Annotated in this window: 11 protein-coding genes; 2 read left to right on the top strand and 9 right to left on the bottom strand. The window is 37.6% G+C overall.

The window, feature by feature from the left end:
- Positions 1-175: 175 nt before the first annotated feature.
- Positions 176-985 carry a Cof-type HAD-IIB family hydrolase gene (locus IGL28_RS04440; protein WP_301554821.1) on the top strand — a complete coding sequence of 270 codons (810 nt, stop codon included), beginning with the start codon at positions 176-178 and terminating at the stop codon, positions 983-985.
- A 72-nt stretch (positions 986-1,057) separates the two neighbouring features.
- Here IGL28_RS04440 and IGL28_RS04435 read toward each other — a convergent pair whose 3' ends face one another.
- The 6 genes from IGL28_RS04435 to IGL28_RS04410 form a co-directional block, all read right to left on the bottom strand.
- The gene (locus IGL28_RS04435; RefSeq protein ID WP_010738122.1) at positions 1,058-3,211 is read right to left on the bottom strand and encodes a peptidoglycan D,D-transpeptidase FtsI family protein; all 2,154 of its coding nucleotides are present in this window, start codon (positions 3,209-3,211) and stop codon (positions 1,058-1,060) included.
- 259 nt (positions 3,212-3,470) lie between these two features.
- Positions 3,471-4,319 carry a MurR/RpiR family transcriptional regulator gene (locus tag IGL28_RS04430; protein WP_010719648.1) on the bottom strand — a complete coding sequence of 283 codons (849 nt, stop codon included), beginning with the start codon at positions 4,317-4,319 and terminating at the stop codon, positions 3,471-3,473.
- A gap of 360 nt (positions 4,320-4,679) precedes the next feature.
- Complete coding sequence (locus IGL28_RS04425) at positions 4,680-5,534, bottom strand: hypothetical protein (RefSeq protein WP_081128648.1); 855 nt, start codon at positions 5,532-5,534, stop codon at positions 4,680-4,682.
- 274 nt (positions 5,535-5,808) lie between these two features.
- Complete coding sequence (gene thrS / locus IGL28_RS04420; protein WP_438843899.1) at positions 5,809-7,749, bottom strand: threonine--tRNA ligase; 1,941 nt, start codon at positions 7,747-7,749, stop codon at positions 5,809-5,811.
- Positions 7,750-8,075: 326 nt separating this feature from the next.
- Entirely contained in the window at positions 8,076-8,255 is a 180-nt protein-coding gene (locus IGL28_RS04415; RefSeq protein WP_002287649.1) for a 2-hydroxymuconate tautomerase, read from the bottom strand.
- A gap of 113 nt (positions 8,256-8,368) precedes the next feature.
- Positions 8,369-10,162, bottom strand: a complete 1,794-nt coding sequence (locus tag IGL28_RS04410; RefSeq protein WP_081128644.1) for a heavy metal translocating P-type ATPase — start codon at positions 10,160-10,162, stop codon at positions 8,369-8,371.
- A 198-nt stretch (positions 10,163-10,360) separates the two neighbouring features.
- Here IGL28_RS04410 and helD point away from each other — a divergent pair, with 198 nt between their 5' ends.
- The gene (helD, locus tag IGL28_RS04405) at positions 10,361-12,640 is read left to right on the top strand and encodes an RNA polymerase recycling motor HelD (protein ID WP_081128642.1); all 2,280 of its coding nucleotides are present in this window, start codon (positions 10,361-10,363) and stop codon (positions 12,638-12,640) included.
- Positions 12,641-12,751: 111 nt separating this feature from the next.
- Here the strand turns inward: helD and IGL28_RS04400 are convergent, their stop codons facing one another.
- From IGL28_RS04400 to IGL28_RS04390, 3 genes are all read right to left on the bottom strand, one after another.
- Positions 12,752-13,390, bottom strand: a complete 639-nt coding sequence (locus tag IGL28_RS04400; RefSeq protein ID WP_010719653.1) for a hypothetical protein — start codon at positions 13,388-13,390, stop codon at positions 12,752-12,754.
- 295 nt (positions 13,391-13,685) lie between these two features.
- Positions 13,686-14,405, bottom strand: a complete 720-nt coding sequence (locus IGL28_RS04395) for a YebC/PmpR family DNA-binding transcriptional regulator (RefSeq protein WP_010719654.1) — start codon at positions 14,403-14,405, stop codon at positions 13,686-13,688.
- A 282-nt stretch (positions 14,406-14,687) separates the two neighbouring features.
- The gene (locus IGL28_RS04390) at positions 14,688-15,842 is read right to left on the bottom strand and encodes a nucleotidyltransferase (RefSeq protein ID WP_010738126.1); all 1,155 of its coding nucleotides are present in this window, start codon (positions 15,840-15,842) and stop codon (positions 14,688-14,690) included.
- Positions 15,843-16,129 lie beyond the last annotated feature (287 nt).

Raw genomic sequence — 16,129 nt, 5'->3', positions numbered from 1 at the left:
AAGCAATAAAAAAATGCTTAATGTTCGTGTTTTGCCTTATAAATGGTTATTGAACAAAATGTATCCGTTCTCTTTAATTTAAAAAAGACTTCTTTTTCCCTTACATTTGCACCTTGTTAAAAAAAATATATGTGCTAGACTGAAACACATACTAGCATTGAAAGGAATGACATTTTTGAATAGAAAGCTCATTGCCATTGATTTAGACGGAACAACTTTAAATCCGGATTCAATCATTACTTCAAAAACTGAAGAAACATTAAAAAAAGCGATTAACGCTGGTCACCATGTCAGTATTGCTACTGGGCGCCCCTTCCGAATGAGTTATCATTATTATCAGCAATTAGGATTGTCTACACCGATGGTCAACTTTAACGGTGCTTTAGTACATATCCCTAATCAATATTGGGCTCATGAAAAAGAAACCTCGATCGATAAACGCATCGTATTCGAGATTTTAGCTCAAAAACGCCAATTGAATTTAGATTTCATTGCTGCAGAAAATCGTGAAACTTATTTTATTGACAGCTTTGATTTTTTTGATGAAAAAATTTTTGCTGCATCAAATCCTAGCCCTCAAAATTTATTATCGCCTAAAAATCTGACAACTGATCCAACCTCTTTACTGGTTCGAACAGAAAAATGCTATGCTGAACAAGTTTCAGCTGAATTAACCCGTCAATTCGGTCATTTTGTTGATGTTCGTACTTGGGGAGGACCAATGGCCATTTTAGAAATCGTTTCTAAAGGAATTGAAAAAGCCAAAGGCGTTCATCGCATTGCCAATTACCTTGATATCGATCAAAAAGATGTCATTGCTTTTGGTGACGAACATAACGATTTGGAACTATTAGAATATGCTGGCTGGGGAGTTGCAATGAAAAATGGTACCGATCAATTAAAAGGCGTTGCTAACGATGTCACTGAACACACCAACCAAGAAGATGGCCTAGCTACGTATTTAGAAGACTTATTAGCCCTTTAAAATCAAAAAAATACCGTTCCAGAGAAAACAAATTGTATTTCTCTGGAACGGTCTTTTTAGTTGTTGGTCTTTTTATTTTGCCATGAACATATCGTAGTAAGTGTCCATGATTTCTTTTGCAATGACTAGATTCATATGATCTTTTTCATCTAATAAGTTCGGTAGAACGACACTAATTGCAATTTGTGGGTTATCACTCGGACCATAGGCCACGATATTACTATTTACTGTGGTAATATCTGGATGACCTTCAGCTACAGTTTCGGCTGTACCAGTCTTAGCAGACAAATCCATTTTTGCACTAGCTAAAGGTTTAGCTGTCGTATACGCATCTGTTCCATGAACAACTTGATGGAATCCTTCACGAAGGATCGACATATCAGCTGGAGAAATATCAACGGTATCTTCGACTTTTGTTTCCAGCTCTTTTTTCACCGGACCAAGGTTCCCATTTTCATCATTTCCATAGATTCCCTTGACTAAACGAGGTTGGATTCTCTTACCACCATTGGCTACAGTTGAAGCATATTGCGCTAATTGGATCGGTGTATAGGTATCAAACTGACCAAAAGCTAAGTCAGTAAAGTTACCTGGTGTGTACCATTGAGCACCATTATCTGCATTAAATTTCTTCATAAAATCAACAGAACGAGAAATCCCTGGTGATTCATTTGGTAGATCAATCCCAGTTTTTGTTCCTAAACCAAACTGTTTGAACGCTTTACGTAATTCTTCATAGGCTTTTGACTCTTCATTTAATGAAGGAAGTCCCATATTTGGTGTATATTCCAATCCCAGCATTTTCAACGCAACTTTGATCATATACGTATTCGATGATAGTTCAAGTGCTTTGACTGCATTGATTGCAATACGCCCGCTTCGGTTAAAGACCGAGCTCTTTTCAGAAGAGCCTTGTAATTTGATTGGCTCATCGACTAATACTTGGTTACCTGAGATCACATTCGTTTGCCAACCAGCAGTTAACGTACCTGCTTTGACTACTGACCCTGGAGTAAAGGCGCTAGTAATATTCCCCAAAGCATTTTCTGTCAACTCTTTGGACCCTTCTTGGTGGCTAAATCCTGTCATAGCCAATATCTCACCGGTTTGTGGATTCATCGCTACTGCATACGCCCCTGGCGAATAAGTTGCTTTTCCACTATCCACTAATTTTTGGTAGTTTGTCTTTAAGATATTTTCGACTTTGGCTTGGAAATCAGCGTTAAGAGACAACATGAGGTTGGACCCTTTTTCACCAGCAAAGATTTCTTTTTGATTCGTTACATTCCCATTACTATCGAGGGTTACTTCATATTGGGTTTTTGTTCCTTGTAAAACATCTTCATATTGCTTTTCAAGGTAACTTTGTCCCACACGATCATTACGAGAATAGCCTTTAGCTAAGTATTCATCTACTTCATCAGCTGGTAAACCTTGTTTTTCTGTTGTCACACTACCTAAAATACTTTTGATTGAGTCAGCAGCCGTGTATTGACGTGTCCAGTCGGTTCCTGTGGATACTCCAGGTAGTTCTGAAGCATGTTCGGAAACAACCGCTAATTCTTGATCAGTCACACCTGAATTTTTGATAAATACCGTGTTCAACTCATACGCACTATTCATGCGTTTAAAAATCGTCGCGATTTTTAATTGTTCTTCATTGAAGTTGATTTCACTATCGGTTACTTTATCAACTAACGCTTTGTATTGATCGCTGGAATCAAGTTGTTTTTCCTTTGCTGTTAAGCGTTCCGTTGCTTCTTTCAAATGCTTAGGATCAGCTAACCAAAAGTCTTTTTTATCTCGTTCAGTTAAATTTTCATCAACTGGCACATTGATTAATTGATTTAGTCTTGTCGCTACTTTAAGCAGATCCTCTGCCGTCATTTTTGTTCCTCTGGTGAAAGTAATTGCTTGATTCGCTTGGTTCGTCACCAATGGTTTACCTGTCGAATCGTAAATCATCCCCCTCGGAGAACTGGTTTGGATCGTTAGTGTCGATGATGATTTCACTTTGGCTTCCATTGCTTCGCCATTAACGATTTGTAGATAACCTAATCGTGCAATCAATGCGACGAATAATGTAAATATGATGAAAAAAAGAAAATTCAACCGAAAAGGGACATGTGAACGTCGAAATGTTTTGTTTTTCGGCTCTTGTGCACCTTTTTTCAATTTATCCATCCATGAATTGTTTAATAGTTTTTTCATAAACTCTCTCATCATTCCTATCTTTTTCCTACTTACGGTTATGTTTCATTGTACCTAAATTTCTTGAAATAAAAAAGAAGAAACGAAAATCACTAATAAATTCTTTAACTTATTTCAAGTTGATATTCTTTTTTTGTTTCACAGGATAAAATCGTGTCAAGTTTTCAAACAATTCAAACCTTTAAAAAATAAAGTTTTTTATTTAATTTATCATTTTCTTATCGTGAAACACAACAAATGATATTTTTACTGTGGAAAACTTTTTATAATGCTCTTACCGTTTTGAACCAAAGTATCCTTTAATTACTTGTCTGGTTTCACGAACTTTTTCCTTCAACTGTTCATTCTTTGTCATATATAAATAAAAAATAATATCGATAGTAACAAACTGAGCCAGCAAAGAATTTGTAGCAGCGCTTCGATTGGTAATTTCCTTTGGACGTGAGGTTTGTACAACAACATCCGCCAACTTACTTAAAGGATTATTTCCAAATTGCGTTAAAGCAATTACCTCAATCCCTAAATCTTTTGCGATTTCTCCAACTGCTACGACATCCGCGCTACTACCAGAATTGGAGACTAACCATAATACTTTTTTGGTTTCATTGCTTACTAATTGAGGAAGTAAAACATGGATATCTTTTTCAAAAATAATGGGTTTGCCTACTCTAGACCATTTTTGCAAAATGTCTTCCACCACTAAAGATGAAGCGCCCACGCCATATAAAAAGACTGTTTCAGCACTTTCCAGGGTCTCAACCACTTCTTGAATTTTTTCTTCATTTAAAATGTCCACCGTTTCTTTGATTGCCACTTGCGCATTATTTCCCAAAATGTGTTTGATCGAATAAAATGATTCGTTTGGATGAATATCACTGAAGCCTTCAACGATACCGGTTTGTAACTCGGTCGAAATATTTATTTTGAAGTCAGTCAAACTTTGAAACCCAATTTTTTTGGAAAATCGGACAACTGTGGGCGCACTTAACCCAGCAGCTTCTGCTAACTCGTTCGCAGTCATCGTGGGAATTTTTTCTACATTTTTGATGATATAATCAGCGAGCTTTTTTTCAGTTGAAGAATACTCCTCCATCATGCTCTCAATACGGCTAATAACGCTCATTTGTCTCACTTCCTTTTTCTCTTCCAGTCTAGCTAAGTATACCATATCCCACTAATAAGATCGTGACGTCTGACAAGAAAATTTTGTCATCATCTGTAAATAAATGTTGGAGAAAAAGTATGAGGCTAAAAAATAATTGATGAGGTTCGGCTACAGCAATAAAGCCCAAGGCAAGCCTTGGACTCTTAGATAAAAGATTAATTTTCAAGAAGAATGGACGATTGCAGCTCCTGGTTATCCTATCATTCATATGATAGTTGCACTCTTTATCATGAAAATTTTGTTGTCTCACGTTGAATACTCTTGATAGAAGTCACGAGTATTTAACTCTAATTTATAAATGATGTCATGACAGAACTTTTAGAGTTGGTGTTCCGCATGTGCTGCTCCTAATTGATTCCTAGAAGTTGAGAAGTTCATAGCATGTTGGATTTTCTCACTTATTTGTGCTAGTCTTTCTTCCTTAGTATTCTCGAATGGTTGTATTGATCGACTGAAAAGTTGTTCTGGCATATTATTTCTATTTGACGATCTTGCTAATATTTGTTCCATTGTTAACAACACTTGTTTTTCTTCATATTTTTCTTGCTGTATTTTTTCTACTACTATTTTGTTTAGGTCTTGATTCCTCATTTTTTGGCTATTGGAATATAACAGTCGTTTGAAAAACTGCTTAAACAAATTTTTTCTGAGACCAAGTTTAGTCTGCTCTTCATTTCTTTGTTTCATTTTGATTTTCGTTATAGGTAAAATATTCTCCATTTCATTCTTAGCACGAGGAGCTATTTCGATTTGATTCGTAAAATTACTTTTATGAGGAATCAAAGTTGTTTTGAACGCACGAATTTTTGTTGCCATTCTTTTCCGATCGTTTCTTATGTAACTGATCATTTTTGTTCTGAAAGAGCGGTCAAGCTTATGGATTTCCTGGTAAGTATTATTTAGTACTTTCTCAAGCATAGAAAAATCTCGCCTAATCAATTCCAACATTCGTTTAGCGGGACCAACGGACTTCGAATTTTTTTGATTCGTGGATTTATGTTGACTCCTTTGTTTAATCGCATGTTCAATTTTTACGATTAAATTTACTGCTAAGTTCTTTTTTTTACGATTGGCTTGTTTTGACTGCATTTCGTTTGTTTGCTCGCTTAACTCATTTTGAGCTACGTTATTTCCTTTTTTATTTAGCCTTTTATTTGTAAAAAAAGTTCCCATTTTCAGCCCTCCTTTTTTCCTTTTCAACCTAATAATAGCATAAGATGAAAGGCTTGCTTATTCATCTTTTCGTAATTTCAGAAAAAAAGATTCTCATTATCGCTTTGTTGTTTCAAATTGCACGATTTAGCTTTAACTCTTAAAAAGATATGGGAGAAGCGTAACAATTCACTTAGTAAAAAACCGATGGTATCAAAAATCGTTTTCGATTTTCGATACCATCGGTTTGATCTTACATTCTAGGGTAGTCAGGTCACTTTTTCGACTATTGAAATTAACCTTGTCTACTATAATTTTGGACTTCAGCAACCATCGCATCAACGAACATGTTGAGATCTTCTACCGAAGTTTCTTTGCTACCATATCGGCGAATATTGACCGTTGCATCAGCCACTTCTTTATCACCAACGACTAGTTGATATGGTATTTTTTGTGTTTGTGATGCACGAATCTTATAACCCATTTTTTCATTGCGGTCATCTACTTCGACACGTAGACCTTTCATTTGTAGACGTTCCTTGATTTCATAAGCATAGTCACTATGCGCTTCAACTGAAACAGGAATGATCGTTGCTTGGATCGGTGCTAACCAAGTTGGGAAAGCTCCTTTGTAAACTTCAGTTAAATAAGCAACAAAACGTTCCATCGTTGAAACGATCCCACGGTGGATAACTACTGGACGATGTGTATTTTCACCATCTTCACCAACATAAGTTAAATCAAAGCGTTCTGGAAGCAAGAAGTCTAATTGGATCGTTGATAATGTTTCTTCTGTTCCTAAAGCTGTTTTGACCTGAACATCCAATTTTGGACCATAGAAAGCAGCTTCTCCTTCTGCTTCGAAGTATTCCAATTCCAATTCATCCATTGCGGCTTTTAACATCACTTGCGCTTTTTCCCACATAGCATCATCATCAAAATATTTATCCGTGTTGTTCGGATCGCGATAGCTCAAACGGAAACGATAGTCTGTAATATTGAAGTCAGCGTAAACTGCGACCATCAATTCCAACGTACGTTTAAACTCATCTTTGATTTGATCAGGACGTACAAAGGTATGCCCATCGTTCAATGTCATTTCACGAACACGCTGTAAACCTGATAGCGCACCTGATTTTTCGTAACGGTGCATCATGCCTAGTTCAGCGATACGGATTGGTAATTCGCGGTAGGAATGGATCGCATTTTTATAGACCATCATATGATGCGGACAGTTCATCGGACGAAGAACTAACATTTCACCATCACCCATATCCATTGGTGGGAACATGTCTTCTTGGTAATGATCCCAGTGACCTGATGTTTTATACAATTCTACATCTCCCATGATTGGTGTGTAGACATGTTGGTAACCTAAGCTGATTTCTTTATCAACGATATAACGTTCAATTGTTCGACGAATCGTTGCACCTTTAGGTAACCAGAATGGTAAGCCTGAGCCAACTTGTGGTGATACCATAAATAGATCTAGTTCTTTTCCTAATTTACGGTGGTCTCTTTCTTTTGCTTCTTCACGTAGACGAATAAATTCTTTTAAGTCTTTTTTATCAAAGAATGCTGTCCCATAGACACGTTGCATCATTTGATTGTTTGAATTTCCACGCCAGTAAGCTCCAGCTACAGATAATAGTTTGAAGACTTGGATACGACCGGTTGATGGGACATGTGGTCCACGGCATAAATCGATAAATTCCCCTTGTTGATAAGCAGTGATTACTTCCTCATCTGGTAATTCACTGATCAATTCTACTTTATAAGGATCACTTGCAAAGATTTCCAGAGTTTCTTCTTTAGAAAGAACTTTACGTTCGATCGGTAAGTTTTCTTTCACGATTTTCATCATTTCTGCTTCGATTGCTGGAAGATCTTCGGCACTGATTTGGTTTTCACCGTTGTCTGTGTCATAGTAAAATCCTGAATCGATTGCTGGTCCGACACCGAAATGGATATTTGGGTACAAGCGTCTCATAGCTTGTGCCATCAAGTGTGCGGTTGAGTGACGTACCAATGCTAATGCATCTTCGTGGTCAGGTGTAACGATCTCGATTGATGCATCTTCTTCGATGCCACGATTCAAGTCAATCAATTGACCGTTCACTTTACCGGCTAATGCTTTTTTAGCTAAACTTTTAGAAATACCTGCAGCAATCTCAGCAGTCGTGATTCCCGCATCAAACTCTTTCACTGCGCCATCTGGAAAAGTAATTTTTATCATTAAAATAGCCTCCTTTGATTTTTTGATTGAATGAGTTGACACCAATAAAAAAGTCCCAGCACCTCATAAAAGAGATACTAGGACGAAAGATTCGTGGTTCCACCTAATTTCGAACGTTTACACGTTCCTTGAGCGTTATAACGGTACGACCGCCTTTGTTTCAACAAAGGTTTCGAAAGTGGTCATCCTTTGGTTTTCTTCTGGAAAAGTTTCAGCCTGGCTTTTCCTCTCTTATCGAAGACTCTCAAATTCAGTTGTCTTTCTCATCAATCAACTATGTGTTTATTTAACCACTAATAAAAAGAAAAATCAAGTGTGGGTGTGACTTATTTTTTCCATTCACCATTTACACCATAAGTGCCTTTTTTCATTTCATTGATAATCACATGGATATGTTCTTTTGGTGCTTGGGTATTTTTATGAACAGCTTCTGTAATATCTTTCATCATATTTTCTAATTGTTCTGGACTACGTCCTTCAACTAGTTCTACGTGTACAAATGGCATTGTCTCGTCTCCTTTTAATAATTGCTATCTTAAATGTAAGTGGTCTTTTCAACCCTTCTTCTATGCTATGATCATACCGCAAAAAAAGCAAAGAGAAAAGATCTTTTCTGATGTTACGTGTGGGATCGCTCATTTTTAGCCCGCAACGCACTTAAAATCGAAACAGTGTCTACCACTTCTTGGAGAACCGCTCCAAACAAAGCGGGGATTACACCCGTACTAGCAACCAGCATTAAAAAAACACAAATAAAAATACCGATTAAAACAGATTGTTTCGCTACTTTCATCGTATCTCTGGAAATCGTTATAGCAGTAGCAACTTTTGTCAAATCATCTTTTAGTATCACCGCATCAGCACTTTCACTAGCTGCCGTTGATCCGTGTGCGCCCATGGCTATTCCAACATCTGCGATCGTCAAAGCTGGAGCATCGTTGACCCCATCGCCCACCATCGTTACGGGACGTTCACTTTCGGGAATACTCTCAAGGATATTCAATTTGTCCTGCGGCAAACAACGAGCATGAACAGCCGTGAGCCCAACCTCCTTTGCAATTGATTCAGCGATAGCCGGTCCATCCCCTGTGATCATCATCAAATCCGCTACACCCATTGTTTTCAATTGTTCAATCGTTGCTTGTGCTTCTGGACGCAGCACGTCTGAAAATAAGATCGTACCCGAAAAATGGTCATCAATTGCAACATAGATAGCTGTTTTAGTAGATTGGCTTTCTTTGGCACCGACAAATGAAGCTCTGCCAACTTTAACGAAATGTCCATCTACTCTAGCTTGTATTCCTTGCCCCGTGATCTCTTTTAATTCATTCACTGGCAATAACTTTTCGTTATCGACTTCATGGACTAGTGATCGGGCTAAGATATGACTTGATTCTTGTTCGGCACTTGCCGCATAGACCAAGAGCGTTTCTGATGTTACACCAACTTCTGGATGAATACTTGCTACTTCGAGGACCCCTTTAGTGATGGTACCCGTTTTATCAAATGCAACTGTCTTGGTTCGTGCTAATTTTTCCACAGCAGTTCCTGTTTTGATGACGATTCCGTTTTTACTTGAACGACTCATTCCAGCCACTAAAGCAATCGGTGCAGCTAAAATCAAAGGACAAGGTGAAGCAACAACGAGAACTTCTGCGAAACGAACAGGATTCTTCGTGACCCACCAGGAAATACCTCCGATCAAATAAGCGATCAATGTAAAAGGCACCGCATAGCGATCCGCTAAGCGAACAAAATGAGCTGGTTTTTCTTTTGATTCTTCGACCAATTTAATAATTTGTTGGTATTGACTATCAGCTGCTCTTCTTTCAACGATCATTTGAACGGAACCGTCCCCATTGACTGAGCCAGACATCAGTTCATCGCCTGCTTTTTTTAATACAAGTTTGGCTTCACCCGTTAATGAAGACTCATCAAATTGCGACTCACCTTTCACTACCTTTCCGTCAACGGGCACTAATTCTCCTGGTTTCACCACTAATAAATCATTGATCTCAACAGCTTCTACTGGAATATCTTTCAATTGGTCATTCATCAATTGATGCGCTGTGCGTGGTGTATTGTCCAATAACGTTTGCAATTCTCGACTAGCTTTTTTATTGGCATAGTCTTCCAAACTGTCTCCGCCAGTCAACATGATCAGGATCATCAAACTGGCCCAGTACTCTCCTACCACTAATGTCGCAACAATCGCTGTGATAGCAAGAATGTCCACACCATATTTACCTGAACGTAATGTTTTAATCATCTCAATAAACATAAAGAAAGCCAAAATACCACCCGTGATCGCGATAATCAGAAATGCAAGTGTGGGTCGTTTAAAAATAAATTCGCAAATAAGTGCCGTCATTCCAATCAAAACAGTGATTGAAAATTTTTTAAAATGTGTCATATTGTTCACTCCCTACAATTTTAGGATACTGACTTAGAACTAGAATGAAAACTATTTACACTTAACTGAAAACAACTCTCACTCTCATTGATTTTCTTCTTTCACTTTCCTTCAAACGAATAGTCAAAGATACCTTTTTCTCACTTTTTGTGCTATACTTTTAATTCGTTATTTACGGCGGAAGGAGTAATATACGCAATGAATGAAAGACAACTAGAACAACAACACGTGGATGAAACCATTCAGTTGATCCAGCTTGAACAAAAGCTATTAAACACTAAACAACAATCTCTTACCCAAGAGATGCAAGATTCTACGAAAGACACCGCCAGCCATAAAATCAGAGGTGGGTCTAATGAATCCTTTTATGAATCAGCTGTCGAATACCGCCAACATGAGCAAGAATTGCTTTTAAAATACCATACGCTTGAATCGCAGCAAAAAAGGCTCCAAACGTTAACAGTTATGGAAGACAACCCTTACTTTGCCCGAATCGATTTTAAAGAAGAAACAGACGCAGAGACACTTTATCTAGGAATCGCTTCTTTAAGAGATCTCTCTGAAGAAACAATCGTAATCGACTGGCGTGCCCCAATTGCTAACCTTTATTACGAAGGGGAAATTGGACCAGCCTTCTATGAAACAGATACTGAAAAAATCAATGTTGAATTACTGCTGAAACGTCAGTTTAAAATCTTAGATGGAAAAATTATTTCGATGGTGGATACTTCTGAAGTGATCAACGATGATTTCTTACTAGAGATCCTAGACGATGCCTCAAGTGCGCATATGAAAAATATCGTCTCTACGATCCAAAAAGCCCAAAATGCCATTATTCGTGATACAACAAGTCAAGTGATGTTGATCGAAGGAATCGCTGGTAGTGGAAAAACATCTGCTTTATTACAACGGATCGCCTTTTTACTTTATCACAATCGAAAATGGTTAGATGCCGAGAACGTTTTACTTTTTTCTCCTAATCATCTTTTCTCTGACTATATTTCGACTGTTTTGCCTTCTTTAGGTGAAAGTGGTGTACCTACGCAAACCTTCAAGTCTTATTTGGAACAGTTATTACCTGAATTTTCATTGTTAGAAGAAGAGCAACAAGAAGTTGGTTTTTTATCTGGAGACAAGGACCCGATCCAAACCTTCAAAAGCGGTCTTCAACTAATCCATCAGATTGATCGTTATATCGATCATATTACTGGTTTTGGTCCCTTGTTTAGAGATATGAAAATTAACGGTCGGACGATTTTAGCAAAAGAATCGATCCGCAAATGGTATCAAGAAACCAATGAACTCTTACCGTTACATCAACGTCTCTCCTTGTTGCAAACAAAATTATTAAAAAAATTGGGTGGACTCCAAAAAGATGAGATGCGTCAAAAATGGGTCAAAGAATTAGCAGAAGAACAATTGCAAGACTTATATGCGAATGATCCGAACCTTGAGTATACGGAGCAAAAAGAACAGTCTTTACGGAAAAAACTAGCGAATCAAATCGTGAAGAAAAGATTCCGTCGAATCTACCGCGGTATCAATCAGTTTCAATTTGTCAATTTGACCAAACAATACCTTCACTTTTTACAAACCGTACCTCAGGCGCTGTTGGCTAAAAATGACATTAGCGCAACGATGTGGAACGATCATTCAGCCTTATTAAAAGAGAAGCTTCGTCAACGAGAACTACGACAAGAAGATGCAGTATTATTCTTCTTGCTGATGCGTCGCATCCATCCAGTGTCTGTGATGCAAAAAGCTCGCTATATCTTTATCGATGAAATGCAAGATTTCGCTCCCGCTCAGGTAGCACTTTTACAAGCGATCTATCCAAAAGCTAATCTCACTTTTTGTGGTGATCTAAATCAAAATGTTTTCGGCAATGAAACGATTACTGGCTCTTTGGATCAACTATTTAAAGACCAAGAAATCACACACTTCCAGTTAACGACCAGCTATCGTTCAACAAAAGAGATCACGGATTTTGCGAATCATTTTCTTACTGAGGAAAATCAAGTAGAAACGACGGCTCGCAAAGGTACGCTTCCTTCTATCGTGAAAGGTTCCTCCTTAGAAGAACGATTAAATTGGTTAAAAACTACGCTTGAAACGACTCAAGAAAATACCCGTTACTGGCGTACCGCAATCATTGGTAAAACACAGACTGAGTGTGAACAACTCTATGAACAGTTGCCCGAATACTTAAAAGATCATATCCAATTGATTTCTGATGAAACAGATTTTATGAAACGACAAATCGTCCTACTACCAGCATTCTTGGCAAAAGGGCTCGAGTTTGATCGCGTTTTCTTATGGGGCATCGATGATACAAACTTTGCCACTAACCAAGATCAATTAGTTCTTTACACCATGTGTACAAGAGCCATGCACGAACTCTTTTTAGTTACTTCTGAATCTGAAAGTCCTTTGATTGAATCCATGGACCCAGCATTATATACCACTATCAATATATAAAAATAAAGGGTTGTGACAAAATTTTTGTCACAGCCCTTTATTCTTAATAAACGGTGTTAAAGAAGTAGCTTCAAGAATAAGAAGCTAACCACTTAGTCACAACCTCGCCTTTTAAACAAATGATTCAGTATCTGGATACTTTAATTTAACTAATGAAATAATCATTCGCAATTCTTCTATATTTTCAGGATACTCAGGATCAAAGACTTTACTATGACGCCCAATCCCCCCGTTATCTATCAGCCGATAAATTCGATTCCAATCAATAAACTGTTCGATTGATCGGAAGTTACTGATCGGATAGCCTCCACTATCAAGGATTTCTGATAAACGAAAAGCTAGATAAGCACTGTCGATCACTTTTACTTTTTTAGAATCATATTTTTCATTTTTTTCAATTAAGATTTTTGTTGGTTGATGTTTTAAGCTCCATTCTAACAAACGAAAGAAAGCTTCCATACGATAATTTTCTTCAAATAATCGAAAGGTTGAATCTGAACGTCTAAAAAGTAAAGGGATTAAATAATTTCTTTTGTAAATCAACATGGGGACGCGATCAACCATACATTCCAAATAGCGATTAAGGTAACCAGTACCTACGTAATTTCCTAAACGATAACCTTCTACACCATAATGGGCATATTTTTTTGCTAATTTTGAACAGTCTGTGATATTCACAGCTAACTCTTCGATCTTTTGGTAACCGCTTAAAATACGTTCAAAAGGCTCTAAACTAATTTTTGCTTCCATAAAATTTCCCCGCCTACATCCACATTCCTATGTATCATTTTTCCAATAATACGTCTATATCAATAATAACACAGGACGAAACAGAATAAAAAATAAAACATACGAAAAAAAGATAAAATCATTGATTCGTCATAAACTACTGTTTTTTCAGAACGAATGATCTTCTCTTAAGCGTAAAAAAATAGTCTGAGAGACGAATCGTCCCAGACTATTAGCAGGTGTAAAAACGAAAAACGGATAAATCGCAAGTCGGAAGCTATCCGATGCTTTCACAACCTTCATTCGTTTTTATCGTTTAGTCTTCCAATGCTACATTATGGAAAACATGTTGAACATCTTCCAATTCTTCCAACGCATCAATCATTTTTTCAAATGTTTCTTGGTCTTCTGGTGAAAGTGTCACTTCATTTTGAGGAATCATTTGGATCTCAGCAATTGAAAAATCAGTGATTCCTTTTTCTTTCAATGCTTCTTGGATACTGTGGAAGTCAGCAACTTCACCATAAACGATGATTTGTCCATCTTCTTCCATGACATCACGTACATCAATCTCTTTATCCATCAAATATTCAAGGATCTCATCTGCATCATCGCCGGCAAAACCAAAAATCGCTGTATTGTCGAACATGTAAGAAACAGCTCCAGAAACACCCATATTTCCGCCGTTTTTACCAAAAGCAGCACGTACATCAGCAGCTGTACGGTTCACGTTGTTTGTTAAGGTATCAACGATGACCATTGAGCCATTTGGTCCGAATCCCTCATAACGTAATTCAGAATAAGTTTCATCTCCCGCACCTTTTGCTTTTTCAATTGCACGGTCAATAATATGTTTAGGTACATTATAAGTTTTCGCGCGTTCAATGACGAAACGTAGTTTTTGGTTAGCGTGTGGGTCTGGATCACCTGATTTTGCTGCTGCATAGATTTCAATCCCGAATTTTGCATAAACTCGGCTATTATTTGCATCTTTTGCGGTTTTTTTCGCTACGATGTTTGCCCATTTACGTCCCATATTCTCACTTCGCTTTCTAATTTTGATCGTTCATTTCTGATAGTGGTTAAGCACAAAAACGTCCTGTTCCATTATACTTGTGAATCTGGATTCTGTGAAGTATTTTTTCTAAATCTAGTCATTTTTTAGGGAGGTGTTTCCTTTTATGATCGATTATAGTCGTCTCTTGGAATAGCTACTCAACAAGCTAGACAAAGAATTTTTTACAAAGCGACATATTCAAAATATTGAACTAAACTTTCATTCAGATTAGTCATTTCACTTTATTCCCACCAACCAGGTTTATTTCGAAACATAAGGTCTTCTTCCAAAATTTTGTTCAGGTATCGCCCCACCGAGTTGATAGATTTGATCACTCCGAACCAAAAGGTGTGCCAATTCTGCTTCTTTTTTGCCGATTTTTGAGATCAAGGGTATCTCTTTCTTTTCTTTTAAAAACTGTTGTCCTGCCTTGGTAAATCCTAAAATATTCAAGTAACATTTAGCTTGTTGGTCATGGATTTCCTCATGATGGATGTTCAATAATACGTAACAAGCTAAACGTTGGATTCTCGTCCAAGTATATCTTTTCGTCTTGACTAAAGTGACAAATTCCTCGAAAGAAGTGGCTTTCTTCGCAGCCGATTGCATTCTCACTTCAAGTCCTTCCGTCATCTGATAGATAGTTTTCAAATTGGCTAGCTCCGTAGAAAGCAAACGATAACGTAACAAGGGCCAGTAATTCGCCCATGTTTGTTGCGAACCTGCTTCGATCATCGCTGCGGTGGCAGCAGGTATAAAATTCGTTACGGAGCGTTGTTCACTGAGCGCTTTGCGAATAGCGGTCGCACTTGCGATGGAGGAACTGCTCCATTCTTCATCGTGATAACCAGCACTTTTTCTGGTAATCGGTACTAATTTCATTGGCTGGGCATACTGGGCATTTTCTTTCGCATAGCTTAACCCTAAAATGTGATTAGGAGAAGAAAAATCGAGAGCGATTTCTGGATAAAGTGTGTTGAACACTGCTGTCATCTTCTGCGGATAGCTCATTCCTTGATCAGATAAACGTTGAAATTCACGGTCAATCCTTAATTGGTTTTGCTGTACAAATTTCCCAAAAGCTTCGTAATTAAATGTCGACTCTTCTTCTGTACCAAAACAAAGATGTGTACAGCCGAGCATCTGTAATAATCGCACAGCTCCTTTGGCAAAGTAATCTGCTGATTGCACAGACCATTCTATTGGTAGTTCAATGACCAAATCCACTCCGTTTTGGAGGGCAGCAGTTGCTCTGGACCATTTGTCGATAATTGCAGGCTCACCACGCTGTAAAAAATTTCCACTCATCACTGCTATCACGATATCTGCGCCCGTTTGTTCACGAGCCATTTCCGCATGGTAGCGATGCCCATTATGGAAAGGATTATACTCAACAATAATGCCACAAATTTTCATCACATTTCCTCCTTTTCTTAATAGGAATAAAACAAACAGTTCATTCTTTCGGTCAATCCAAAAATGATCGATTCGGTTTTTTACTGTAAAAAAATAAGCAGGAGAAATCGAAAAATCGTTTCTCCTGCTTTTTAAATGACGCTTCAGCTTATTTTTCATCAAGATATTTCTAAAGTATTTTTTTCGTTTTTTAGCAGAAAAACGTCACTATTTGGCGCAGACTTTGTTGATGATTTACTCGTCTTGGCCATTATTCGTTACTTTTATACTATTATAATACTATCTGA

It is taken from the genome of Enterococcus sp. AZ077 (genome assembly GCF_051714965.1).
Taxonomy (GTDB): domain Bacteria; phylum Bacillota; class Bacilli; order Lactobacillales; family Enterococcaceae; genus Enterococcus_B; species Enterococcus_B hirae.
This window is presented reverse-complemented; position numbering and strand designations above follow the sequence as displayed.

Bases quoted from the DNA above. Each gene is read 5' to 3' on its own strand.
- IGL28_RS04435 (WP_010738122.1), bottom strand. From the start codon at position 3,211: ATGATGAGAGAGTTTATGAAAAAACTATTAAACAATTCATGGATGGAT.
- IGL28_RS04430 (WP_010719648.1), bottom strand. From the start codon at position 4,319: ATGAGCGTTATTAGCCGTATTGAGAGCATGATGGAGGAGTATTCTTCA.
- IGL28_RS04425 (WP_081128648.1), bottom strand. From the start codon at position 5,534: ATGGGAACTTTTTTTACAAATAAAAGGCTAAATAAAAAAGGAAATAAC.
- thrS (WP_438843899.1), bottom strand. From the start codon at position 7,749: ATGATAAAAATTACTTTTCCAGATGGCGCAGTGAAAGAGTTTGATGCG.
- IGL28_RS04415 (WP_002287649.1), bottom strand. From the start codon at position 8,255: ATGCCATTTGTACACGTAGAACTAGTTGAAGGACGTAGTCCAGAACAA.
- IGL28_RS04410 (WP_081128644.1), bottom strand. From the start codon at position 10,162: ATGACACATTTTAAAAAATTTTCAATCACTGTTTTGATTGGAATGACG.
- helD (WP_081128642.1), top strand. From the start codon at position 10,361: ATGAATGAAAGACAACTAGAACAACAACACGTGGATGAAACCATTCAG.
- IGL28_RS04400 (WP_010719653.1), bottom strand. From the start codon at position 13,390: ATGGAAGCAAAAATTAGTTTAGAGCCTTTTGAACGTATTTTAAGCGGT.
- IGL28_RS04395 (WP_010719654.1), bottom strand. From the start codon at position 14,405: ATGGGACGTAAATGGGCAAACATCGTAGCGAAAAAAACCGCAAAAGAT.
- IGL28_RS04390 (WP_010738126.1), bottom strand. From the start codon at position 15,842: ATGAAAATTTGTGGCATTATTGTTGAGTATAATCCTTTCCATAATGGG.